Below are 25158 nucleotides of genomic sequence, written 5' to 3'. Positions count from 1 at the left end.
TTCAGCGGAAAAAGCATCGACATCCGGCCGTCTATCACGTAAATTAACTCTGCGCATAAAAAAATGACTGCACAGCAGCGAATAACCATAGCGCCATAGTTTGAGTTTTACAGCCTTGCCTGTTTAACCCGTCCACGTAGCAAACAGTATAAAGCTGCCGTAAGGCCGCTTTTAGTGACATTAAGCCGCGACTTTGCCTGCAAAGCCGTGACCTGTTTTATTTGCCACAGCAAACTATGAGACACAAAAAATGACCAGCCAGACCCAGCCAGACGATAAGTCAGCCGAGCAAAACCGCAGCACAGAAATGTTGTCCGGTGCCGCCATGGTAATCCGCGCCCTTGCCGATGAAGGTGTGGAATACCTGTACGGTTACCCGGGCGGCGCTGTACTGCATATCTACGACGCCCTGTTTCAGCAAAATAAAGTTAAGCATGTGTTGGTGCGCCATGAGCAGGCCGCCACCCATATGGCTGATGCTTATGCCCGCGCCAGCGGCAAGGCTGGGGTAGTGCTGGTAACCTCCGGCCCCGGCGCCACTAACGCGGTTACCGGCATTGCCACCGCCTATATGGATTCAATCCCGATGGTGGTATTAACCGGCCAGGTAATGAGCCACTTAATTGGCGGCGATGCGTTTCAGGAAACCGATATGCTCGGCATCTCGCGGCCAATTTGTAAGCACAATATGTCTGTGCGCCGCCCCGAAGATATTCCGTATTTAATCAAAAAAGCCTTTCATATCGCGCAAAGCGGCCGGCCGGGCCCGGTGGTGCTGGATATCCCTAAAGATATGACCATGCCAAACCAGAAGTTCCCGTACCATTACCCTACTGAAATTAACCTGCGCTCCTATCAGCCGAAACAGCAGGGCCACAGCGGCCAGATTAAAAAAGCCGTTACAGCATTACTCGGCGCAAAAAAGCCCATTTTATACGCCGGCGGCGGGGTAATTATGGGCAGCGCGTCCAATGAACTAACCGAACTGGCGCAGCTGCTGAACCTGCCGGTAACCAATACACTGATGGGCCTGGGCGCTTACCCCGCCGGAGATAAGCAGTTTATCGGCATGCTGGGTATGCACGGCAGCTATGAGGCCAACCAAACTATGCACCACGCCGATGTGATCCTGGCAGTGGGTGCCAGGTTTGACGATCGGGTAACTAATAACACCAGAAAGTTCTGCCCCGACGCGACTATTATCCATATAGATATCGACCCGGCCAGCATCAGTAAAACGGTAAACGCGCATATCCCGATTGTTGGCCTGGTTAAGCCGGTGCTAAGCGATATGCTGGCGTTACTGAAACAGAAAAAGAAAAAGTTGGACAGCGCAGCACTGGCACAGTGGTGGCAGCAGATAGAGCAGTGGCGCGCTGTGCACGGCGGCCGTTACGACACCACTACAGCGCTGTTAAAGCCGCAGTATGTGATTGAACAGGTAAGCAAAATCACCAAAGGTGAGGCTTATGTCTGCAGCGATGTTGGCCAGCACCAGATGTTTGCCGCCCAGTATTATCCGTTTAACAAACCCAACCGCTGGATCAACTCCGGTGGCCTTGGCACCATGGGCTTTGGCCTGCCGGCAGCGATGGGCGTAAAGCTGAACTACCCTGACGCCGATGTGGTGTGCGTGACCGGGGAAGGCTCTATTCAGATGAATATTCAGGAGCTGTCCACCTGCAAACAATATGGCTTGGGCGTAAAAATTATTAACCTGAATAACGGCTATTTAGGCATGGTTAAGCAGTGGCAGGATATGAACTACGAGTCGCGCTATGCCAGCTCCTATATGGATTCCCTGCCCGACTTTGTCAAACTGGCCGAGGCCTATGGCCATGTCGGTATCCGCGTGACCACACCGGAAGAGCTGCAACCGGCACTGGAGCGCGCCTTTGCGCTGAAAGATCAGCTGGTGTTTTTAGATATTCATATCGACCCGAAAGAGCACGTCTACCCGATGCAGGTGCCGGGCGGTGCCATGAACGATATGTTTTTAAGCAAGACAGAGAGGACTTAACATGCGGCATATTATTTCTGTTCTGCTGGAAAACGAATCCGGCGCTTTAGCGCGTTTAGTTGGCCTGTTTGCCCAGCGTGGCTATAACATCGACTCCCTCAACGTAGCGCCGACGGACGATGCGACCTTATCGCGTTTAACCCTGGTTACCCATGGTAATGATCAGGTGATTGAGCAAATCAGCAAGCAGCTGCATAAGCTGATTGAAGTGGTTAAGGTGTCGGATATCAGTGAAGCGGCGCACATTGAGCGCGAGCTAATGCTGGTAAAAGTAAAAGCCAGTGGTAATCAGCGCGAAGAGGTAAAACGCTGCGCCGACATTTTCCGTGGTCAGATTATCGACGTTACTCCAGCGACTTACACCATTCAATTGGTGGGCACCAGCGACAAACTGGATGCCTTTATTCAGGCGCTTGGCAGCACACCGATAATGGAAGTGGTGCGCAGCGGCGCCTCCGGCATTGCCCGTGGTGAGAAAACCCTGGCGCTGTAAAAACACAGCTTTAGTTGTAATAAACCGGGCTGCAATACTCCCCCCGGCTCGCCACAGCAACTCGCTCACGCGTACGCGTGCGCTCAGACACTCTGTGACGACCGGGATGAGTTTCCAGCCCTGTTCTTTGATCAAACCATCCCGCTAAACCAGGCCAGAAACAACAAGGCAAAACCAATCAGGTACGCCAGGCCAAGCCAGCTCAGTAATTTCAGCGGCGTGCTGAGCACTATGGCGCCGTCACCGCGCATCAGGCTGTAATTTAACCAGGCAAATACCGGGGTGGTTAAAAACGCCAGTGTCATGGCAAAGGTTAACATCGGCGATAGTGCGGCTTTAAAAAATAAAATCAGCGCCATAGCGCAGCCGGCCTGTGCCAGCAGCCAGTAGTTCAACGCCGATTTATGTTTAATCCAGCCCAGTTGTTCAAACGACGCATGTAAGGTGCGGGCATAGCCGTCCAGCACAGTAATGGTAGTGCCAAACATACATAAAAACGCAATTAACGCCACCAAAGGCCTGGCCCAATCACCGATAGTGCTGGCATACATTGTCATCAGCTGCTGGGCAAAGGCGCTGCCGGCCAGGGCTATTGGCTGCTCGCTGCCGTATTGCACCAGAGCGCCCAAGGATAAAAACACCAGCGCTAAGGCGGCAGTAAGCCAATAGCCGAGGTTAAAATCGAACAGGCCCTGGGCGCGGGTAATATGGGTATGGCGCTGCTTGGCCTTGAGCCACAGCGAGCTGATGGCAGAGATTTCTATCGGTGCCGGCATCCAGCCCATTAATGCCACCAAGAAGCCTAAACCGGCCAGGGTCCAGGGCGATGGGCCAACATAACCGGTCGGTGCCTGAGCGCCGTTGTACCAGGCAATAACAGCCGCAACTACCGTGGTAATGGTCAGCAACAGCATGATCAGTTTGGCAACATTATCCAGCGCTTTATAGTGGCCCAGCAGCAAGATCAGCAAGCAAGCCGCCAGGATAAGCCAACACAGCAAAGTAAGTGATAACTGCCCGGGCAACGCATACTGCAGCAAACTGGCGGTCAGCAATAACACCCCAGCGGTGTTAACCACAGCAGCAATAATATTCAGCACAATAAAGCTGTAAAAATAACCGCGGCCCTTGCGCTGATAACCGGCCAGCAGGCTTTCTTTACGCGTCAGGGTGTATTCCACACCAAAGCGGAAAAACGGATACTTCAGCACATTGACCAACAAGATCAGCCAGGCCAGCTGCCAGCCAAATAAGGCACCGGCCTGCGTTGACGCCACCAGATGCGAGCCGCCGATAGCGGCCGTTGCCATTAACACCCCGGGGCCAAGTGCCTGCAGGCGGCCACGCCAAAGGCTAATGTGTTGTTGCATAGTTATTGTTCTGTATGGTTATTTTTACTGTGCTCCAGCTTAGCCAAAGCGCCGGTTAAATACTATTGGCGTAAGCTATTTTCTGCGGACGATTGGCAAGCGACGGCAATTCTTTCATACTGGCGCTACGGCATTGCAACACTGAGGCATTTATGAGCGACGACCTGCTCGACCAGGCCATGTTATTTGAAGTGGTAGAGAACCAACTGGCTGACAATTACCCGAAACAAGTTACCGAAACCTTATTGCGGCTGCGCATGACCGGCCATAGCCGTGAAGACGCCATAGAGCTGATAGCTTGTGCGCTGGCACCGGAAATGGTGGATGTAATTGAACATCAGCAGAGCTTTAATTTAGACCGTTATGCCGCGCATTTAGCACAGCTGCCGCAAACGCCCTGGCTGGAGGATGACGTATGACAACGCCGCTGATCCAACATCAGGCTGAGCAGCAACGCTTTGTGCTGCAATTAGATGGCGCAGAGGCCGTGCTGGATTACAGCCTGAGCGGCAACAGCATTAATTTTCACCATACCTTTGTACCACCGGCGTTTCGCGGCAAAGGCCTGGCAGAAAAACTGGTACGCCACGGTTTGGCGTGGGCCAAAACAGAGCAGTACCAGCTTAGTGCCAGTTGCTCTTATGTGCAGAAGTTTTTACGTTAATGATGTCAGGTATTGTGTCCGCTAACGCAGCAACGAAAACTGATTGCCGCCACAGCTTTGCGCATGCAGTAAGGCTGCGGCTGCTCTTTCAATTAATAAGGCCGCTTCAGTGCCATCTTCCGGATAGCGGCTGATACCGATACTGACCGACAGTGCCAGTTGCTCCTGAACCAGCCCGTTTAATAATGCCAGTTTTTGTATCACCTTTTCTGCCACCAATACTGCATCATAAATACGTGTTACATCGCTTATCAGCAGCAAAAACGCATCATCGGCTTGCCGGCACACACTGTCACAATCACGTACTACTGCGATCAGCCGCGCCAACGTCAGGTCACTCACCTGTTTAGCAAGCTGCACGCCATAATTGTCGCGGATCGGCTTATAATGGTCCAATTGCACAAACAGCACAGCAAAGCCGTTGTTGTAACGCTTGGCCTGCTTCAGCATAAAGCGCAGCAGTTGCTCTGCCTGCAGTGTGTCTGACGTATCCGTATCATTGCCCGACTGCTGGCTTTGCCGCAGCGCCAGCAGTTCACACAAGGTGCGTTCGGTTATGCTTTCTGCCCGTTGCAACGCCTGCTGCAACTCGGCATAGCTGCGCCGCGGCGGCCTGAGTATCTTTGGCTGCTGCGGCAGCATGCAATGAATATGACTGATCGCCCCGGCTTTACTCTGCATATCCGCTCTCCCGCTTAGATCCGCCGGCCACGAATTAACCGCACGGCCACTATCACCAGCGCAATAATCAGCAATATATGAATAAAGCCGCCCATGGTGTAAGAAGACACCAGCCCAAGCGCCCATAGAATAATCAGCAGTACAATGATGGTTTCCAACATAAGGTTCTACCTGTTAACGGTATAAGGGAATTAACTATGCGACAGGGTTGCACTGTTGTATGTGCGCTACACAACACAACAGATTAAAAAAATACCTGAGCAAGCAGCTTAGTGTCGCGAAACTGCAACTCCGTGCGCTGACGCACAGAACTGCCGGCCGCGCTGCCTTAAGCTTGAACTTCAACCCCAATGAGGATCTAACCATGACAGCACGTAATATTTATGCCCTGATTTTTATCGGCCTGTTCGGCCTGACACTGGCAGGCTGCGGCGCCACCAGCACCCGTGAAGGTACCGGTGAATATATAGATGACACGGTAATCACCACTAAAGTAAAAGCGGCTATCTTGAATACGGCGTCACTTAAGGTAAGTGAAATTAATGTCGAAACCTTTAAAGGCGTAGTGCAGTTAAGCGGCTTTGTCAGCTCAGCAGACGATATTAATACCGCTATGCGGGTAGCACGTGAAGTTACCGGCGTTACCTCAGTAAAAAATGCGATGCAGGTAAAGTAAGGCTTTTGTCGTTATGTTCGGTAGCGAACAGAGTTAACAGTCTGTTCAACTATACTGATAATTATCTGATACCACGATAAGGATAACCTTATGCCGCAACCGGCACCACAGCAAAGCAGATCCACTACGTTACATCAGCCTACGCAGAATCACTTGCTTAATGCCCTGTCACCCGAAGTACAACAGCGACTGTTTCCGCACCTGGAACTGGTCGCTATGCCGCTGGGTAAGGTGTTATATGAATCCGGCGATGTGATGCGTTATGTGTATTTTCCTACCAATTGCATAGTGTCATTATTGTATGTGATGGAGAACGGTTCATCGGCTGAAATTTCAGTTGTCGGCTATGACGGCCTGATCGGCGTAGCGCTGTTTATGGGCGGCGAAAGCACCACCAGCCGTGCGCTGGTACAAAGTGCCGGTTTTGCTTACCGTTTACTCGGCCAACGCATGAAAGACGAATTTAACCGCCACGGCGAGCTGCTGCATTTAATGTTGCGCTACTCCCAGGCGTTAATTACGCAAATGGCGCAAACTGCGGTATGTAACCGCCATCACAGCATTGATCAGCAGCTATGCCGCTGGTTATTACTGTCACTGGATCGGTTAAAAGACAACTACCTGGTGATGACCCAGGAGCTGATTGCCAATATGCTTGGCGTGCGCCGCGAAGGTGTCACCGAAGCTGCCGGCCGCCTGCATAAACAAGGTGTGATTAACTACAGCCGAGGCCATATTGTCGTAACCGACCGGCCAAAACTGGAACAGCTAAGTTGTGAATGCTATGAAGTGGTAAAAGCAGAAACCGACCGCTTACTGCCACCTTACCGGCAACAACCGGAATGTGAAAAAAAGCTTTGTACGCATTAGTTAAAGTGAACCCCGCCGCGGCCCCGCTTATGTACGACATCGCACCGACAACAGACTAACCGCCCTATAGGCTAAGCCACTACCGCTTAAGTCATACTGCAGGTTGCTATGTCTGTTTCAGTGTTGTTATTTTTCCGTACCACTTATCGTACTTTTTGCCGCTTTATTTCCGGCCGCTTGTTAACGCCGTTGACTAAGCTGCGCCTGGGTGCCGACAGCTGGTTTTCTGCTGAATTATGGCAGCAAACCCGGCCGGTGCGCGCCGAACTGTTTAGTGTTGAACGGCTGCAGCTGCATGCGCAGAGCCTGGCGACGGCGCAACCTGTTGTCAGCGATACTACGCTGTTGCAGCAGCTACGCCAGTATTGCCGGCCGGCATTACAGCGCCGGCTAACCGCTAACGCCGATACCCTACTGGCTGCTTACCGCGTCAGCGCCGCTGAATTGCAGGCCGGCCACAATATAGTGCCTGCCGCCGAGTGGCTGCTGGATAACTATCATATTGTCGAGCAGCAAATTCGTGAAATCCGTGATGATTTACCGCCGGGTTATTACCGCCAGTTGCCCAAATTAGCCAGGGGCCCTTTTCGTGGTTACCCGCGGGTATTGGGTATCGCCTGGGCTTATATCGCCCATACCGACAGCCATTTTGATCCGGTTATTTTGCAGCGTTTTCTCAGCGCTTATCAGCAAGTACAGCCGCTGAGCATTGGTGAGCTGTGGGCAGTGGCTATTACGCTGCGCATTGTGCTGATTGAGAATCTGCGCCGGTTAACCGACCAGATCAGCTTAGGCCTGCGCGAGCGCGCAGCGGCCGATCAACTGGCCGATGCCTTATTGAACGGCGCAGACTGGCAACATGCCGTGGCTCACTACAGCAGCACCTTAACTGATAACTTTGCCGCCCAGTTGGCCAAACGCCTGCGCGATCAGGACCCTGGCGTAACGCCGGCGTTAAGCTGGCTTAACCGGCAACTGAGCGCGCAGCATGATAATATTGATGATGTGGTACTGCGCGCTCAACAACGGCTGGGCGCGTCCAATGTCAGCGTGCGTAATGTTATAACCAGCATGCGGCTGATGTCTGCCATCGACTGGACAGAATTGTTTGAAAGCGTCAGCCTGGTAGATCAGCAACTGGCCGGCGGCAGCCGCTTCAGCGAAATGGACTTTGCCAGCCGCAACCTGTACCGCACCGCCATTGAACAGCTGGCACGCCGCGCTAAATGCAGCGAACTGACCGTTACCACAGCAGTATTGCAGACGGCACATAGTGCCGCCACAGGTTGCGATAATCCGGTACAGGCAGCGCGCGAAGCCGACTGCGGTTACCATTTACTCGGCAATGGCCGGCCGGCGTTTGCGCAGCAGTTGGGCATAACACACAGCACCGGCTACCGGTTGCGCCATGGTATCAGCAGCCGCGGCATTAAGGGCTATATCAGTCTGTTTATACTGCTTAGCGCTGCTTTACTGCTGTTAGCGGGCGCGTTGTTGGATGTCAGCGCTGCAGGCTGGCTCTGGCTGCTGTTGTTGGCCGCTATACCACTAAGCGAGTTGGCCGGCGCCCTGCTGCAAAATATGACCAACCGTTACAGCACAGCCAGGGTGTTACCGGCGCTGGCATTGCAACACGGCGTTCCGCCCGAACTGCGCACCTTGATTGCCGTGCCGGTATTGCTTAGCGATGCCACTGAACTGCGCCAGCATCTGCAGCGGCTGGAAGAACACTATCTGGCCGCCGGTAATGGCGATATCAGCCTGGCCTTGCTGTCTGATTTTGCCGACGCTCCGCTGCAACAATTACCCACCGACAAAGCGCTGCTGCAACAGGCGATAGCAGGTATTGCCGGCTTAAATTCGCACTATGGCGCAGGTCCGGCCGGGCCGCGTTTTTTATTATTACATCGCCAGCGCACCTATAACCCCGGGGAGCTCTGCTGGATGGGCAGAGAACGCAAACGCGGTAAGCTGAGTGATTTAAACGCTGCCCTGCGCAGCAATGCGGATGCCGCTGGCAATAACGGCGGCCCAAACCCTTTTTCCGGCGCCAGTGCAGAGTATCCGCTGTTATCCAACGCTGTGCCGCCGCAGGTACGCTATGTTATTACGCTGGATGCCGATACGCGCTTGCCACGCAATGCGGCCGTTAAGCTGGTTGGCAAAATGGCGCATCCGCTGAACCAGGCGCAATTTTGCCCGCAGCAGCAACGTATTATTGCCGGCTATGGTATTTTGCAGCCGCGGGTCACACCGGCGCTGGCACTGGCAGAGCAAGGCTCACGCTATTTGCGCTTAAGCTCCGGCCCGGCCGGTATCGACCCTTACGCCGGCGCAGTATCGGATTTATATCAGGATTTATTTGCCGAAGGCTCCTTCACCGGCAAAGGCATCTACGATGTAGATGCTTTCAGTGCCGCCTTAAGCGGCAGAGTGCCGGACAACAGCATGCTAAGCCATGATCTGTTTGAGGGCATCTTTGCCCGCGCCGGCCTGGCTTCAGATATCGAAGTAGTAGAGGATTTCCCCAGCCGCTACGACGTGGCCGTAAAACGCCAGCACCGCTGGACCCGCGGCGACTGGCAGTTACTACCCTGGCTGTACCGTGCCACAGTCGATCGCGCCCCGGTTAACCGCCACGGGGCTGCAACGGCAAAGCTGCCATTGCTGGGCTGCTGGAAAATACTGGATAATCTGCGCCGATCCCTGCTGGCCCCTGCCGGCTTTGTCGCCTTAACCGCAGCACTGCTGCTGCCCTGGCCGACAGCACTTAACGCCACCTGGCTGCTACTGGCCGTGTTGCTGCTACCTGTGTTACTGATGCGTCGCTTCAGTGTGCTGCCACGGCACAGCATTTTGCAACATGGCGGCGCGATTCAGCTACGCAGCTTATATGGCAACCTGCTGGCAGACCTGGGCCAAACGCTGAGCCAAAGTTTGCTACAGCTTATCTTACTGGCCGATCAAGCCTGGCGCATGAGCCACGCTATCAGCGTTACCTTGTGGCGCTTACTGGTCAGCCGTAAGCACTTGTTGCAATGGGTTACCACGGCGCAAAACAGCGCTAAGCGGCCGCTCAGCCTGGCCGGCTATTACCGCCAAATGGCGCCGGGCTTAATACTGGCCTGGCTAAGCAGCGCGCTGGTGCTGTGGCTGGCGCCGCATAATCTGCCGCTACTGCTGCCATTATTGCTGCTGTGGCAGCTGGCACCGGCGCTGATGTACTGGCTTAGCCTGCCAACTAACCTGCGGCAAACGCAGCCACTGTCCGGCGCTGACGCAGACAGTCTGCGGCTGGTGGCGCGCCGCACCTGGCGTTTTTTTGAGCGTTTCGTCAGCAGTGATGACAATTGGCTGCCGCCGGATAATTTTCAGCAACTGCCACAGCCGGTAGTTGCCCACCGCACCTCGCCAACCAATATTGGTATGTATCTGCTGTCAATCGTTACCGCGCGGGATTTCGGTTGGCTGGGTAGCCATGCCGCTGCCGGCAAACTGGAGCAAACCTTTGTTACCCTGGCCCAACTTGGCCGCCATCAGGGCCACTTTTTTAACTGGTACGATACGCAGACTTTGCAGCCGTTAGCGCCTGCCTATATATCATCGGTGGACAGCGGCAACCTGGCCGGGCATCTGTTGGCCCTGGCCAACAGCGTGGAAGACTGGCAGCAACACTTATCAGCACCACTGGCACTGCAGGGGCTGAACGATACTCTGGCCTTGGCGCAGCTTAGTCTGCAACTGTGCGACCACAGCCTGTTACATAACCGGCAGTTGCGCAGCAAGCTGGATAAAATATCGCAATTACTTCATGCTACGCACCGGCCGGCGCCATTGCATAAAGCCTTAATTCAGCTGGCCGCAGAGGCGCACGCAGAATACCAAAGCGCGGCCGCACAACAACCGGCCGGCGTAACAGAACAAGCGCATTGCGACAACCTGCAGTTTTACCTGCAGGCGTTACTGCATACGCTGCAGCAACATCAGCACGATAACCTCGCCGACGCTGCGGCGCAGCAGCAATTGCGCCAACGCTTTGCCAACCTGGCAGCAGACAGCCGCGCGCTGGCACTGCAAATGAACTTTGCCTTTTTACTCAATACCGAACGTAATTTATTGTCGATTGGTTACACCGTCGCCGATAACCAACTTGACAGCAGCTGTTATGACTTACTGGCGTCAGAAGCCCGCCTTGCCAGCCTGTTTGCTATTGCTAAAGGCGATATCGACAGCAAGCACTGGTTCCGCCTGGGCCGGGGCGCTACGCCGCTGGGTAAGGGGGCAGCCCTGTTGTCCTGGTCGGGTTCAATGTTTGAATACCTGATGCCGTCACTGGTAATGCGCGCTGCTGCCGGCAGCCTGCTGGAGCAAAGCAACCGGCTGATCGTGGCGCGGCAAATCCAATACGGCCGGCAGCACAATATCCCCTGGGGTATTTCTGAGTCGGCCTACAATGCCCGCGATCTGCATTTAACCTACCAGTATTCTAACTTTGGCGTGCCGGGGTTGGGCTTAAAACGCGGCCTGGCGCAAAATCTGGTTATAGCGCCGTACGCTACAGCGCTGGCCGGCATGGTCGATGCGCCGGCGGCTTGTCGCAACTTTGCCAGGCTGGAGCAACTGGGCGCGCTGGGCGATTACGGCTTTTTTGAAGCGCTGGATTATACGCCATCGCGCTCACCCGACCCGGGCCAACCGGTGTTGGTACAAAGTTTTATGGCACACCACCAGGGCATGACGCTGGTAGCCGTGCTTAACACCCTGCAACAGGGCCTGATGCGCAGCCGTTTTCACCGCGAACCGATGATCAGCGCCTGCGAACTGTTGCTACAGGAGCGGGTACCGCGCGATGTCCTCAATGCCCACCCCAGGGCAGAAGCGGTAACCACTGCTGCCGGCAGCAGCGAATCGCTGATTGAGCTCAGCCCCGACCCGGCTGCCGCCGGGGCGCCACACACCCACATTCTCAGTAACGGTCACTACAGTGTAATGCTAAGCGCTGCCGGCAGCGGCTACAGCCACTGGCGCGGTGTTGCCATTACCCGCTGGCGCGCCGACAGCAGCCTGGACAATTGCGGCAGCTATATTTTGCTGCGCGAGCGCAACAGTAAACAGTTTTATGCCACCAGCCTGCAACCTTGTGCCCTCAGCCAGCCGGCAACGTCCGCCGCACCGCCCTCCGGCCATGCAGTAACCTTTAGCGAAGAGGCGGCAGAATTCAGTATGCAGTTCGGCGAACAACAGCAGATCAGCGCGCGGCTAACTGTGGTGGTATCGTCTGAACACAACGGTGAGGTGCGCTGCGTAACCTTGTGCAACCATAGCCGGCGCGGGCAGGAACTGGAGCTAACCTCATACGCCGAACTGGTGCTTGGCAACGCCGCCGCTGACAACGCCCACCCGGCCTTTGCCAAATTATTTGTGCAAACAGAGTTTGTCAGCGAATGCGGTGCCATTATTGCTACCCGGCGCCCGCGCACCCCGCACGAAACACCGCTGTGGCTGGCACATTTTGCGGTGGTAGAAGGCGGTAGCAGCACAGCCTTGCAATATGAAACCGACCGCGCGCAGTTTTTCGGCAGCGGCACCAGCCTGCAACAGGCACAGGCCATGCAGCGCCATCAGCCATTGAGTAACAGCAGCGGTACCGTGTTGGACCCGATCTTATGTTTGCGCCCGACAGTAAGCCTGGCCGCCGGCAAGCAAGTGAAGGTGGCATTTTGGACATTGCTGGCCGGCTCGCGGGACGAACTGCTGCAACTGATCACCCAACATAACGAATACAGTGCCTTTGAACGCGCCGCCACCCTAGCCTGGACGCTGGCGCAGGTGCAGTTGCGTTATCTGGCCATCACGGTGGCTGAAGCAGCGTTGTTTCAGCGCCTTACCGGGCCGTTATTGCACAACGACAGCCGGTTTCGCTCGCCGCCGGCGGCCATCCGGCGCGGTGCCGGCCTGCAGTCGGGTATATGGCAACACGGTATATCCGGCGATTTGCCGGTATTGCTGCTGCATATCGACGACATTGAAGATATCGACAGCGTACGCCAACTGCTGCGTGCGCACGAGTACTGGCATTTGAAACAGCTGCCGGTTGATCTGGTGATTATTAACGAGCGCGCCAGCTCTTACGTGCAGGACTTGCAACAAGCAATAGAGGCTCTGGTACGCAGCAGCCGCAGCCGGCCAACGCCACAAACGGCGAGCGGCCCGCAAACGGCCAATGGCCCGCAATTAACCCGCGGTAATGTTTACACCCTGCGCGCCGACTTAATCAGCGTCGCCAGCCGCAGCTTGCTGGCCGCTATTGCCAGGGTAGTGCTGTATGCCAGACGCGGCACTTTACAACGCCAGTTACAGCGTTTGGCACCACTGCCGGTTGCTATGCCGGCACGGGCGTTACCGCAAACAACAGCCCCTGCATCCCCCTTGCAGCCTGCCGCCGTTGTCAGCGAGGTTAACGCCGGCGTGGTTACACACAGCGTGGTTAAAAACAGTGCCACCGGCAATAGTGACAGCAGCGATAATCAGTACATTGCTTATGTCAGCAGCGAGCTGGAGTTTTTTAACGGCTTGGGCGGCTTTGCCAATAACGGCCGCGAATACGTAACCTTGCTAAACGACAACCAGCGCACACCCATGCCCTGGTTGAATGTGATTGCCAATCCGCAGTTTGGCTTTCAGGTATCTGCCGGCGGCAGCGGTTACAGCTGGGCGCAAAGCAGCCGTGAAAACCAGCTGACGCCCTGGTCAAACGACCCGGTGACCGACCCCTGTGCCGAAGCCATCTATGTGCAGGATATGGCAAGCGGCCAGCTGTTTACCGCCACCAGCGCACCGGTAAATGACGGCGGCCATTACAGTGCCTGCCATGGCTTTGGCTACAGCCGGTTTCAACATCAGGCGGCGGGCCTGCAATTAAGCCTGTTGCAATATGTGCCGCTGCAGCAACCGGTTAAAATTTCCCGCCTGACGCTGTGCAATACCTCAGATAAACACCGGCAGTTGCAGGTAACCGCCTATGCCGAATGGGTGTTAGGCCGTGACCGCGCGGCCTGTGCGCCCTATTTAATCAGTGAGTTTGAACACGAAGCTGCGGTATTGCTGGTACAAAACCCGTGGCAAACCGCTTTTGCCGGCAAGGTCGCTTTTGCCGCACTGGGCGCCAACACGCCGTTGTCGGGCTGGACCGCCGACCGTACAGAGTTTCTCGGCCGCAACCGCAGTACGCAAAGCCCGCAGGCGCTGGTGCAACAGCAGGAACTCAGCGCTGCGGTTGGCGCCGCACTGGACCCCTGCGCCGCCTTACAGCACAGCGTTAGCCTGGCGCCCGGCGAGCAAATTGAGCTGGTGTTTTTGCTGGGCCAAACCGACGATAAAGCCGGCGCGCTGGCACTGGTGCAGCAGTATCGTGCGGCTGATTTAGCAGCAGAGTTGCAACAGGTACAGCAGCATTGGCAGCGGCTGTTGCAGGCCGTGCAGGTCACTACCCCGGATCGCGCCATGGATATTATGCTCAACGGCTGGCTGCTGTATCAAACCATTGCTTGTCGTATCTATGCCCGCGCCGCCTTTTATCAGGCCAGCGGCGCTTATGGCTTTCGTGATCAACTGCAGGACACAATGGCACTGAGCTTTGCCGCACCCGGGCTAACCCGTGCGCATTTATTGCGCGCGGCACAGCGCCAGTTTGTCGAAGGCGACGTACAGCACTGGTGGCTGCCGCACAGCGGCCAGGGCGTGCGCGGCCGCATTTCTGATGACAGAGTCTGGCTGGCCTTTGCCTGTGTGCGCTATCTGGATACCTCAGGCGACAACGCGGTACTGGATGAGAGCGTCAGCTTTTTGCAGGGCCCGCAGTTAGAACCCGGCCAACATGACGCCTTTTTCCAACCCATGCCCACCGACGCTGCCGCGCCCTTGTATGAACATTGCGCCCGCGGCCTGGATCAGGCCATTAGCCTGAGCAGTGAACGCGGCTTACCACTGATTGGCAGCGGTGACTGGAACGACGGTATGGATCAGGTTGGCAGCGCCGGCAAAGGCGAAAGTATCTGGCTGGGCTGGCTGTTGCTTGCCACCTTACGCCGCTTTATCCCGCTGGCGCAAACACGCGGCGACCCGCGCGCTGACGTATGGCAACACCACAGCGATATGCTGCTCAGCGCCATGGAACACTATGGCTGGGACGACAACTGGTACAAACGCGCAACCTATGATGACGGCAGCTGGCTGGGCAGTCAGCACAGCGACGAGTGTCAGCTTGACTCACTGAGCCAGTCCTGGGCCGTACTGTCGGGTATGGCCGACCCACAGCGCGCCGCTACAGCGATGGCGGCCGTCGAGCAGCACTTAGTGCAACGCCGGCAACAGTTGCTGCTGCTGTTTACCCCGCCGTTTGACACCGGCACACACAACCCGGGTTACATTAAAGGTTATCCGCCCGGGCTGCGGGAAAACGGTGGCCAGTACAGCCATGCCGCTATGTGGGTAGTAATGGCCTTTGCTAAACTGGGCCAGGCGGACCAGGCGCAGCAGTTATTCAGCATGTTAAATCCGCTCAACCATGCGTTAACCCCGGCCGGCGTTAGCCGGTATAAGCTGGAGCCTTACGTGGTGGCCGCTGATGTGTATTCGGTGGCGCCACATATTGGCCGCGGCGGCTGGAGCTGGTATACCGGCGCCGCCGGCTGGATGTACCGCGCCGGCGTAGAAAGCCTGCTGGGCTTAACCCGGCATGGCAGCCATATTCATCTTGCGCCTTGCCTGCCGCCACACTGGCCGGGGTTTAGCGCCAACGTAACCATTGGCAACAGCAAGTATGCGCTGCAGATTAACCAACAGGCTAACCCGGTGCCGCAGCAAGCGACATTGACACTGGATGGCGACGAAGTTTCGGCTGACTCAGCAATATTTATCAGCGCCAACTGCATAGCCCTGGCGTTAGATGACAAGCCGCATCAGCTTAGCTGGAATAAGCGCAGTGCTTAAGTGTTGGCAATGAGTGCCTTAGCGCACAGACGCTGCCCGGAGCGGCCACTATGCTGACAGTTCAAGGCTGCACGGCACCTGTCTTGCGCCATAGTGGCAACGCCAGTGCCGGGGGCTCATATTATGTCTGTTTCAACCGTACCACTTATCACCAATCATCTGTTGCAGTTGCTCAGCAGCAAAGAGCGCCACATCCTGTTGCAATACTGCGATGTGGTGCAACTGGAGTTTGCCGATATTTTGTGCGAGCCGAATCAGCGCTATCGCTATCTGTACTTCCCGCTCAGTGGTTTTATTTCGCTGGTGAGTAAACTGGCCGGACACAAGCCGCTGGAGATGGGACTGATAGGCAACGAAGGCATGCTGGGGGTAACCCTGGCGCTGGGCATGACCACAGCGCCGATGCAGGCCGTGGTGCAAGGCAAAGGTACGGCCTGGCGTATTGATGTTGCCGATTTACAGCAATTTTTGTTGCAGTGTCCGCAGTTACAACATGTGCTGCAGCAATACCTGTTTGTGCAACTGGCCCAGCTGTCGCAAAGCGCTGCCTGTGCGCACTTTCACGAACTAAGCCCACGGCTGGCACGCTGGCTGCTGATGAGCCATGATCGCGCTCACAGCAGCCGGTTTTATCTGACGCATCAGTTTCTCGCCGATATGCTCGGCGTACGCCGCAGTGGCGTTACGGTGGCCGCCGGCATTATGCAACAACAACAATTTATCAGTTACAGCAGAGGCATGATTAGTATTTTAGATCGCCCTGCTTTGCAGAATATGGCCTGCGAATGTTATCAGGCCGGGCTGGATGAGTACCTCAGCGTGCTGGGACAACCGCGCACAGAAGACGATATCAAACAATTGCTGCAGCAAAGCGTGCCCTAGCGTAGCAGCAGGAGTGTAGCAGCAGGAGCCCGGCAGCGGGGCAAAAAAACACCCGCAGCTGCGGGTGTTTCGGTAAGCTTAGCCGGCGTCACGGCCGGATGCATCACGCTGCACAGTGCGACGACTTAACCACCAGCTAAATAACGCACCACCGGCCAATGCGATACCAATCGCTAACAGTGGATGGCTGCGTACTTGCGTGCGGGTGTCGCCGGCTAACTGCTGTTGCAGCTGATGCAGTTGTGCCCCCTTTGTCGAGATGGCCTCCGCTGCATGGTGGGCACCATTGGCCATTTTATCCACCGAGCTGTGAGCGCTGCTTGCCATCTGTTTCAGTGCCGGAGAGGCGGCATCAGACGCGCTGTTAATGGCGTTGTGCATAGTAGTGGACGCAACGTCCACGCCACGGTTAAAGGCGTTATTGGCCGTATTTGTGTCTATTGGCTTGTCCATAATTAATCCGCTGATAAGTGACAACCGCCGGATTGCAGTTGTCTTATCTCCAGCATACCTGCCGTTGCGGCGTTAATCGGTGCGCCAGCGCGCTTAGCCGCGAATAGTTACTTTTCCGGATTGGCAATTATCACTTCCACCCGGCGGTTTTGCTGACGCCCGTCCGGCATAGTATTGCTGGCCAGTGGTGTCGTTTCGCCTTTGCCGGACGCGTCCAGCCGGCTACCCGCTACACCCTGCGCCACCAGAAATGCTTTTACCGTATCAGCACGGCGTTGCGACAACAGCATATTGGCCGCGTCAGAGCCGACATCATCGGTATGGCCTTCAATTTGCGCGCTGCGCTCAGGATAGGCATTTAAAAACACTGCCAGTTTATCCAGATGATTACTGCTGCCGTTTTTCAGGTTGGCTTTGCCGGTGTCAAACAGCACATCACCCAGGGTAACAACCAAACCGCGATCGGTGGGCCTGGCATTCAGCTCGGCTATTTGTGCCCGTAAGTCAGTTGCGGTAGCCGCCGACGTGGCAGCTTGTTGCCGTGCGCTGGCAGCCGCAGATAAGGCGGCGTTTTCACGGCCCGCCGCGGCACTTTCTGCCAGCCGTGCACTGCTGGCATCGGCTCTGGCGCTACTGGCCTGAGACCGCGCAAATTCCGCGTCACTGCGGGCACTACTGGCGTCGGCCCGGGCACTGGCAGCCTCGCGGGTACGGGCGTTTAACCGCACATCATCGCGTTTTTGGCTCAGCGCATCACGTTGTAATTCCAACTGCCGGGTTTGCGCCTGAGTGCCGGCCATATTAACTTTGCGCTCAGCCATCACCACGCGGTGCGCCGCCAGCGCGGTGTTTTTCTCCGGTTGCTCGGCCAGCCGGACCGCCTGTTCAGCATCTTTAATCGCCAGTGGTGCTAACATAGCCAGTTGTTGATCGGCCTGCAGCTGTGTCAGTTGCATGCGCACATTGGCGGCGCCATCGGGACTTTTCGGTGCGGCCGCACAGCCGGCCAGTAACGCCGTGGCCAGACTCAGGCCCAGCAGGTTTTTCGTGAAGTATGTGGGTGCTTTCATGGTTTTACTCCTGACAGGTTGCGCTGCGCTTCCTGCTGCAAGGCATCAATGCTTTGCTGCATGTCCTGATTTACCGCTTGCGCTTTAAGCAGTTCAGCCCGCGCTAATGCTAATTCAGCACTGAGCTGAGCCTGCAAGGCTAACCGCTGTGCTTGCGGCATATTTTCCGCCGTAACGGCACTGCGGGCGGCAGTCAACTCGTTGCGGGCGGCGTTCAGTTCAATGCTGGTATAGCGGATCACCTGAGCCCGTTCTGCGTTGGCAATAGCCCGCTCCGCGGCCAGCAATTCAGCTGTTGGTGCCCCGGGCGCAGCGGCGCAGGCGGCCAGTAACACTACTGAGCTCAACAGCAGCACAGCGCGCTGTTGCAGCCTGGTAAAAGGCAGTATTTTGGTTTGATTGATGGAAATATTCATCTGAAACTCCTGCTGGTACCGGGCTGCAGCAAAGGTGCGCCCTGCGCTACTATGACGCAGTACTGCCGGGTTATCAGTGCGCTGGCGCGCATAGCGGCCGGAATTTCAGCAACGAAAGCCGGACGGCCTACCGCGCGCCGGCACCACCTTGTTGCTTTACCCGATACATAGCAGCATCGGCATAGCTGATCAGAGCCTGAGCATTGTCGGCATCAAAGGGGTACTGTGCAATGCCAATGCTGGCTGACAACGATACCGTACCCTGCGCCAGCTGATACGGCTGTGCCAGCAGCTGCACTAATTTGCCGGCAAACAGCGCGGCATCGCGGCCGTGCTTAATATTGTTAAGCAGCAGCAGAAATTCATCACCACCATGGCGGCTAACCGCATCGCTGTCACGTATCGCAGCGGTTAAACGCGCACTGACTTGTTGCAGCACAGCATCACCGGCGGCATGGCCATAGTGGTCATTTACCGGCTTAAACTTATCTAGATCAATAAACAGCACAGCAAAACGGCTGTGTTGGCGTGTTGCCATACTGATAGCCTGGCTAATGCGGTCCAGCATAATGCTGCGGTTGAGGGTTTGCGTCAGCGTGTCGCATTGGCTACTCAGCGTCAGCTGCTGCAGTTGAGCACTGGTATTGACATTCATGGCTCCGGCCTGCAACAGCGCGACAGATAACAATTGGTTATCGCGCAGTAATTTTTGTTGTTGCTCGTTCCAGATATTCTGTTGCAACAGTACTTCGCAGCGCATGCGCACCATTTCGAAGCTCAGCGCATCAAAATGCAATTGCAATACGCTATGGCGCATTATATGCGGATTAGTATGCTGAGGTTCATTCATAACAGCCTCCGTCCTTTTTTGCAGTTCAGGTAGCATAAATAACAGCCGGGTTAAATTGCAGCAGCCAACTTAACCCGAAATGTCACATAACAATGTGCGCTAACCCACATTGATGACTAAAAAGAAACAAATCAGAAAATAAGCTGTTTCGATGACACACTTTTTACGCCGCGGATATTCTGCGCCAGCTCAATCGCCAACGCCTGCTCCACGCCGCTGTCGACTTTACCGGACAGCGTAACTATACCTTTGCTGGTGTTAACAGAAATATCGGCACCGGCCACATTGCTGGAATACAAAAAGGTGGATTTAACCTTAGTGGTTATCCAGCTGTCGGCAATTACGGTGCCTTTTTCCGCATCGGCTTTTTTATAGCTTTTGCCGTCAGCGGTTTTATCACTGACACGCAACTTGTTATCTACCGAGCGCACGCCGTCTGTATTTTTCGCCAGCTTTTCCGCCTGCTGCTTCGCCTGCTGTGTTGCCACAGTGCCGCTTAACTCAACCTTGCCATTGTTGGTTACCACCTTAGTGTCCATGCCTTCGGTGTGCTTGCTCCACAGCAGCTTAGATTTCACGGCGGTGGTAATAGTGACATCATCCACCACATCGCCGTAACCGCGGGTGTTGCTGCGATCTGGTGCTTTATAATCGGCATCTACGCTGATTTGGTTATCAACATCATCAATACCCTTGACGCCCTCAGCAATAGCACCGGCCAGGTCTTTGTGCACATCTTCTGCCACATTACCGCTCAGCGTGGCTTTGCCATCTAACACGGTAACACTAATGTCATTGGCCCGCAGGTAAGGGCTCAGCGCATAGGTGGTCCAAATTTGCGCTTCCTGCCTGGCGTTAACAATGGCCCCGGTTTGTGCTTTGACGGCCATTTTGTCATCAGCCAGCACAGTGCTGCTGCCCAGCGCCAGAGTTATGGCCATGGCCAGTAATAACTTGCGGTTTAATGTTTGCATTTTCGTCTTCCTTTATCAGGTTAGAAGGTAACGCCGGTAGCGAACTACACTGGCGGGAAGCTTACTGTAGCGCGATGTTAAGCCAGGGTCGGTGCGGCAACGCGCATAGGGTGCATGTCAGCGGGTTTCACTCTATAGTAAGGCCTTGTTTAATCCGGATAACCGTTATGTCTGACGCCAACACTGTTGTATCTGAGCGCTCCCTGCCGCGCCATCTGGGCTTATTTGGCCTGTGGTTGCTGGTGGTTAATGGCTTGATCGGCGCCGGCATTTTTGGTTTACCGGGCGGGGCGGCGAAACTGGCCGGTGAATACAGTCCGTTAATTTATCTGTTTTGTGCTTTGCTGATTTTGCCGATATTGCTGTGTATGGCCGAGCTGGCCAGCTACTTTCGCGGCAGCGGCGGCCCGGTACGTTATGGCACAGCAGCGTTTGGCCCCTTTATCGGCTTTCAGGCCGGCTGGTTGTATTACATAGCCCGCTTAGTGTCGTTTGCCGCCAACACGGCCTTACTGGTCGACAGTATTGGCTATTTCTGGCCGGCAGCATCTGCAGGCTTACCCCGTGTTGTGCTGCTAAGCGCTATTGTCGCCGGCCTGACATTAGTTAACGTGCTGGGCTCGGTGCGCGCTATGCGCTCGCTGGCCCTGCTAACCCTGGTTAAATTTGCCGTACTGTTGCTACTGGTGATTGCCGGCGCAAGCTTGCTGGGCAGCGGGCTGCTGCCGGCGTTTAATCCGCTGACGGTACTTAGCAGCCCGTACGATATCGGCGGCGCCACCTTATTGCTGATTTACGCCTTTGTCGGTTTTGAATCGGTAGTGGTACCGGCCGGTGAGGCGAAAAATCCGGCGCGGGATATGCCACGCGCTTTAATCTTCGGCTTATTGATGGTGACTTTGCTATATATCGGCATTCAGCTGGTCAGTGTGGCGGCGGTGCCGGATATTGCCGGCTCCGCCAGCCCGTTACTGGATGTCGCCGCCAGCCTATTTGGCCAGGCTGGCTCTTTTCTGCTGATGCTCGGCGTTGTTGCGTCAGTTGCCGCTAACCTGCTGGGCGCAATATTTTCCACCCCGCGCGCCAGCTTTGCCCTGGCCGAAGATGGCAGCCTGCCGCGCTGGTTTGCCGCGGTACAGCCGCGCTTTTTAACGCCGGCCAACTCGATCATGTTTTTTGGCGCCCTGGCGCTGCTGTTAACCTTATATGGCTCATTTTTATGGCTAGCCGCCGCTACCGTAGTATCGCGCTTGCTGCTGTATGGCCTTACCTGCGCCGCCGTACCGCTGCTACGGCCCAAACTGGCCAATGCCGACAGCTTTGTGCTGCCGCTGGGTTACCTGTTTCCGTTGCTGGGCATTGCCGCCTGCGTTTGGCTGGCACTGCAGGTCAGCTGGTCTGCCATTCTGGCGACAAGCTTATTTGTACTGCTGGGTAGCGCGCTGTATTTTCTGGCGCGGCATCAGGCAAGGCGCACAAATTAATCTACAAACCATTAACCTTGCGCTATAGTACGCCGCAGTATTAGCACCAGAAGGAGTGCGGTGTTGCAAACCAGCCAGTTGCTTATTCAGTTAATGTTGTATGTGTTTCTGCCATTGTGGGGTATTGCCGGTTTTGTTGACTGGTGCTGCCACCGCGCCACCCGGATTGAACATACCTCGGGCTTAAAAGAGTCGCTTATTCACTCGTTAATGGGCATCCAAATGGCGGTGCCGATTTTGCTCTGCCTGTTGTTTAAGGTAAATGTGCTGATTATGCTGATTTGCCTTGCCGCCTGGCTGGCGCATGAAGCGGTAGCCCACTACGACGTGCATTACGCTGCACCCAAGCGCCATATCAGCTTGTGGGAGATGCATGCGCATAATTATTTAGCTACCTTGCCGCTGTATATGTTGCTGTTAATTGGTGTGATTAACTATCCGGTAGTGGTGAAACTGCTGACATTTAACTGGCAGGGCGAGTTTTATTTCCAGCGCATGCCCTACGCCCATGGCGGCGACACTTACCTGCCGTATTATCTGGGCTTTATGGCGATAGTGTGTGTACTGCCCTATATGGAAGAAAACCTGCGCTGCTTAAAGGTGGCACTGCAGCAGCGCAAGGTGAACGCATGAGTGTGTATATCAACAGCACAGGCCACTTTTTACCCGGCCCGGCCATCAGCAATGACGAAATGGAGCCGCTGCTGGGCTACGTGCATGGCAAGCCCAGCCGGTTAAAGCGGCGTATTTTGCAATCTAACGGTATTCATACGCGGCACTACGCTATCGATGCCAACCACAACACTCTCTTTTCTAACGCCGCAATGGCAGCGCGGGCGGCAGAGCATTGCTTAACAGGCAGCTTTATCGGCAAGCGCCAGATTAAGATGCTCAGCGCTGCTACCAGCCAGGGCGATGTAGTGCTGCCGGGCTTTGGCTCTATGTTGCAGGCCGAATTGGCTTTAAGTGATATCGAGCTGCACAGCAGCCACGGCATTTGCTCCGGAAGTATGATGGCGCTAAAAGCGGCCTTTACTAACCTGAAAGCCGGCGAGCAGCCCAATGCGTTAGTGGTGGCCAGTGAGTTGACCTCGCGCTTATTTAAAGCCAGCCGTTATGAAGCCGCCGGCACAGAACTGGATTTTAACGCCGAGTTTCTGCGCTGGATGCTATCCGACGGCGCCGGTGCCCTGCTGCTGGAAACCCGGGCGCGCGGCCGCTGTTTTCGTATTGACTGGATCCGCAGTTTTTCGCATGCCGATGCCTATCCGGTGTGTATGAGCGTGGGTTACCCAACAGATAGCAACCATAGCCAAAGCTGGCAGGATTACGCCACTTATGCCCAGGCTGAAGCGGCCGGCGCCTTGCTTATTCGCCAGGATGTGCGACTGCTGGAAAATATCGTTAAGCTGGGTGTCGATGGTTACCTGCGTTTAATCAGTGAGGGCCGCGTGCAACCGGACAAGGTTGACCACGTACTGTGCCATTACTCATCGCATTATTTTCGCGGCAAAATTTTCGACATGCTGCAGCGCGCCGGCGTTGGCATTGCCGAGCATAAGTGGTACAGCAATCTGTACAGCCGCGGCAATACCGGCTGTGCCTCTATTTTTATTATGCTGGACGAGTTTCGCCGCACACAAAACTATAAAACCGGCGATACCATAGTATGCATGGTGCCGGAGAGCGGCCGCTTTAATAATGCCTATATGCAACTGACTGTAGTGGAGGCCTGAATGACAGCGCACCTATTAAACCCGCAGGGCCAACAATGTTTACAGGCGCTGATGCGGGTGTGGTTTGAATTTGAGCGCCAGCTGGGCCGCGTGCCGCTGTTGCAGCGCTTAGAACGTGGCCAGTTTAGTAAAGCCGATTATTGCCAACTGCTGCTGAACTGGCGCCAGCAGGTAATAGAGGGCTCGCGCTGGATCAGCCGCTGCGCCTCCGGCTTTGACCGCGATTACAGCGATGTGCGCTCAACCATTATCGGCCATGCCCGCGAAGAGCACCGTGACTATGAAATGCTCGAGCGTGATTATGTTGCCGCCGGCGGCAGCTTAAGCGACATCCAAACCGCGCCGCGTAATATCGGCACCGAAGCGCTGCACGGCTTTTTAATGTACCGTGCCGGCCAGCCTAACCCGGTCGATTTAATTGGTGCCATGTGGATCATTGAAGGCCTGGGCCAGAAAATGGCCAACGACTGGGCCGCGCAAATAGATAAAACCACAGGCGGCGATGGCAGCTTTACCCGCTTTATGCGCTACCACGGCGCTAACGATGACGACCATATGCAAAAGCTGTATCAGTTGATCGACCGCTTATGCCAAAGCCCGGCGCAGCTAACGGCCATAGTGCGCACCGCCCGTGTTACCGCCAGGCTATATTGCCTGCAACTGGAAGAAGTAGAGCATGACTATTGAAACCGGCAAGGGCCCAAGCGCCTATTTAAAAGCTATTGCTAAGGATAACTCGCTGCCAATCGAACAAGCAGCGCTGGATCTATGGTTAAAAGATTTACAAAACCCGCTGCGCTGGGGCGTACGGCCATTGCTGCAGTTTATCTTTGCTATTTTGCTGCATATTACCTGGTTGTTTAAGCGCCTGCCGTTGCCGCAATTTAGTGCGCATAACCGCTTACAACAGCTGATTTGCTGGTTTTGCACGCATTTTGTCAGCAAAGAGGCCAATTTACTGATTTTGCGCCACTATGCTACCGAATCTAATGTGCTGAATTTTCTGGCTGCCAATAGCCCCAATAGCGGTGTTAACCCGGTGCAACTGTACCCCAAAAGCATTGCCGATATGCAGCACGCCAGCTTTGTTGAGCACGACCAACAGCTGTTTCGCTTGTTCGCTGAGCTGGGCAGTTGGCACCACCCGCAGCAGCCGTTAACCCCAAACGAGCTTAACTGGCAGCACTGGCAACCTATCGAGATGGCACAGTTTTCATTTACGCAAAAACGTACACAGTGGCTGGATTTTGAAAGCGCCCATGCGCTGTTTATGTGTTTATTCTGCTTATTGCTAACACGGGAAGAATACCGCGATGCGATTAACGGCTTTAACCTCGACCAGTCGATTGCTATCCGCATCGGCGATTTGGTTGGCGATAAGTCTTTGAGCGAAATGGCCTATAACAAATACCCGCATTATTTAGTCGGGCCGTGGAATTTAGGCCAGCGCTTTTTAATGCACGGTTTTTTTACCGAGCAGCTGTATGCGTATCTGGAGCAGCAACGCAAACAACAACAGGCCTGAGCG

At 55.2% G+C, this 25158-nt stretch carries 21 protein-coding genes; 13 read left to right on the top strand and 8 right to left on the bottom strand.

From position 1 onward, the window contains the following. Window positions 1–250: 250 nt before the first annotated feature. On the top strand, window positions 251–2020 hold the full coding sequence (locus ACTZWV_RS00840) for an acetolactate synthase 3 large subunit (protein WP_444784710.1): 1770 nt from the start codon (window positions 251–253) through the stop codon (window positions 2018–2020). 1 nt (window position 2021) lies between these two features. After that, on the top strand, window positions 2022–2513 hold the full coding sequence (ilvN, locus tag ACTZWV_RS00835; protein ID WP_444784709.1) for an acetolactate synthase small subunit: 492 nt from the start codon (window positions 2022–2024) through the stop codon (window positions 2511–2513). Window positions 2514–2644: 131 nt separating this feature from the next. Here ilvN and ACTZWV_RS00830 read toward each other — a convergent pair whose 3' ends face one another. After that, entirely contained in the window at window positions 2645–3883 is a 1239-nt protein-coding gene (locus ACTZWV_RS00830) for an NRAMP family divalent metal transporter (protein WP_444784708.1), read from the bottom strand. 152 nt (window positions 3884–4035) lie between these two features. On the opposite strand from ACTZWV_RS00830, the gene ACTZWV_RS00825 reads away from it, so the two are divergent. After that, a complete protein-coding gene (locus ACTZWV_RS00825; protein WP_305551864.1) occupies window positions 4036–4302 on the top strand; it encodes a hypothetical protein in 267 nt (88 codons plus the stop codon). Next, complete coding sequence (locus tag ACTZWV_RS00820) at window positions 4299–4547, top strand: GNAT family N-acetyltransferase (RefSeq protein WP_444784707.1); 249 nt, start codon at window positions 4299–4301, stop codon at window positions 4545–4547. The genes ACTZWV_RS00825 and ACTZWV_RS00820 overlap by 4 nt, the downstream gene beginning before the upstream one ends. 21 nt (window positions 4548–4568) lie before the next feature. Here ACTZWV_RS00820 and ACTZWV_RS00815 read toward each other — a convergent pair whose 3' ends face one another. After that, window positions 4569–5228 carry a GGDEF domain-containing protein gene (locus ACTZWV_RS00815; RefSeq protein ID WP_444784706.1) on the bottom strand — a complete coding sequence of 220 codons (660 nt, stop codon included), beginning with the start codon at window positions 5226–5228 and terminating at the stop codon, window positions 4569–4571. 14 nt (window positions 5229–5242) lie between these two features. Next, complete coding sequence (locus tag ACTZWV_RS00810; RefSeq protein WP_305551861.1) at window positions 5243–5389, bottom strand: lmo0937 family membrane protein; 147 nt, start codon at window positions 5387–5389, stop codon at window positions 5243–5245. 203 nt (window positions 5390–5592) lie between these two features. Between ACTZWV_RS00810 and ACTZWV_RS00805 the strand changes: the two genes are divergently transcribed. The 4 genes from ACTZWV_RS00805 (at window position 5593) to ACTZWV_RS00790 (ending at window position 16647) form a co-directional block, all read left to right on the top strand. Continuing rightward, a complete protein-coding gene (locus tag ACTZWV_RS00805) occupies window positions 5593–5904 on the top strand; it encodes a BON domain-containing protein (RefSeq protein ID WP_444784705.1) in 312 nt (103 codons plus the stop codon). Between the two features lie 90 nt (window positions 5905–5994). Then, window positions 5995–6774, top strand: a complete 780-nt coding sequence (locus tag ACTZWV_RS00800; RefSeq protein WP_444784704.1) for a Crp/Fnr family transcriptional regulator — start codon at window positions 5995–5997, stop codon at window positions 6772–6774. Window positions 6775–6882: 108 nt separating this feature from the next. Next, window positions 6883–15765: a GH36-type glycosyl hydrolase domain-containing protein gene (locus tag ACTZWV_RS00795; protein ID WP_444784703.1), complete on the top strand. Its 8883-nt coding sequence runs from the start codon at window positions 6883–6885 to the stop codon at window positions 15763–15765. A 123-nt stretch (window positions 15766–15888) separates the two neighbouring features. Further along, the gene (locus ACTZWV_RS00790) at window positions 15889–16647 is read left to right on the top strand and encodes a Crp/Fnr family transcriptional regulator (protein ID WP_444784702.1); all 759 of its coding nucleotides are present in this window, start codon (window positions 15889–15891) and stop codon (window positions 16645–16647) included. A 78-nt stretch (window positions 16648–16725) separates the two neighbouring features. On the opposite strand, the gene ACTZWV_RS00785 is transcribed toward ACTZWV_RS00790, so the two are convergent. The 5 genes from ACTZWV_RS00785 to ACTZWV_RS00765 form a co-directional block, all read right to left on the bottom strand. Further along, the gene (locus tag ACTZWV_RS00785; RefSeq protein WP_444784701.1) at window positions 16726–17100 is read right to left on the bottom strand and encodes a hypothetical protein; all 375 of its coding nucleotides are present in this window, start codon (window positions 17098–17100) and stop codon (window positions 16726–16728) included. A gap of 107 nt (window positions 17101–17207) precedes the next feature. Continuing rightward, complete coding sequence (locus ACTZWV_RS00780) at window positions 17208–18170, bottom strand: OmpA family protein (protein WP_444784700.1); 963 nt, start codon at window positions 18168–18170, stop codon at window positions 17208–17210. After that, the gene (locus ACTZWV_RS00775; RefSeq protein ID WP_444784699.1) at window positions 18167–18586 is read right to left on the bottom strand and encodes a DUF4398 domain-containing protein; all 420 of its coding nucleotides are present in this window, start codon (window positions 18584–18586) and stop codon (window positions 18167–18169) included. Before ACTZWV_RS00775 ends, ACTZWV_RS00780 begins: the two co-directional genes overlap by 4 nt. Before the next feature lie 127 nt (window positions 18587–18713). Further along, a complete protein-coding gene (locus ACTZWV_RS00770) occupies window positions 18714–19436 on the bottom strand; it encodes a diguanylate cyclase domain-containing protein (protein ID WP_444784698.1) in 723 nt (240 codons plus the stop codon). A 131-nt stretch (window positions 19437–19567) separates the two neighbouring features. After that, window positions 19568–20410 (bottom strand): BON domain-containing protein, encoded by an 843-nt coding sequence (locus tag ACTZWV_RS00765; protein WP_444784697.1) that lies wholly within the window; start codon window positions 20408–20410, stop codon window positions 19568–19570. A 167-nt stretch (window positions 20411–20577) separates the two neighbouring features. Here ACTZWV_RS00765 and ACTZWV_RS00760 point away from each other — a divergent pair, with 167 nt between their 5' ends. Genes ACTZWV_RS00760 through ACTZWV_RS00740 form a run of 5 tightly spaced genes read left to right on the top strand, consistent with a single transcriptional unit; the run spans window position 20578 to window position 25155 of the window. Then, complete coding sequence (locus ACTZWV_RS00760; protein WP_444784696.1) at window positions 20578–21894, top strand: APC family permease; 1317 nt, start codon at window positions 20578–20580, stop codon at window positions 21892–21894. A gap of 60 nt (window positions 21895–21954) precedes the next feature. Beyond that, window positions 21955–22527 carry a diguanylate cyclase gene (locus tag ACTZWV_RS00755; RefSeq protein ID WP_444784695.1) on the top strand — a complete coding sequence of 191 codons (573 nt, stop codon included), beginning with the start codon at window positions 21955–21957 and terminating at the stop codon, window positions 22525–22527. Beyond that, window positions 22524–23630 carry a beta-ketoacyl-ACP synthase III gene (locus ACTZWV_RS00750; RefSeq protein ID WP_444784694.1) on the top strand — a complete coding sequence of 369 codons (1107 nt, stop codon included), beginning with the start codon at window positions 22524–22526 and terminating at the stop codon, window positions 23628–23630. Before ACTZWV_RS00755 ends, ACTZWV_RS00750 begins: the two co-directional genes overlap by 4 nt. Continuing rightward, on the top strand, window positions 23631–24317 hold the full coding sequence (locus ACTZWV_RS00745; protein WP_444784693.1) for an iron-containing redox enzyme family protein: 687 nt from the start codon (window positions 23631–23633) through the stop codon (window positions 24315–24317). Further along, a complete protein-coding gene (locus tag ACTZWV_RS00740) occupies window positions 24307–25155 on the top strand; it encodes a DUF6999 family protein (protein WP_444784692.1) in 849 nt (282 codons plus the stop codon). The genes ACTZWV_RS00745 and ACTZWV_RS00740 overlap by 11 nt, the downstream gene beginning before the upstream one ends. The last annotated feature ends 3 nt before the right edge of the window (window positions 25156–25158 follow it).

The organism is Rheinheimera sp. NSM (assembly GCF_052380015.1).
Lineage (GTDB): Bacteria > Pseudomonadota > Gammaproteobacteria > Enterobacterales > Alteromonadaceae > Alishewanella.
This window is presented reverse-complemented; position numbering and strand designations above follow the sequence as displayed.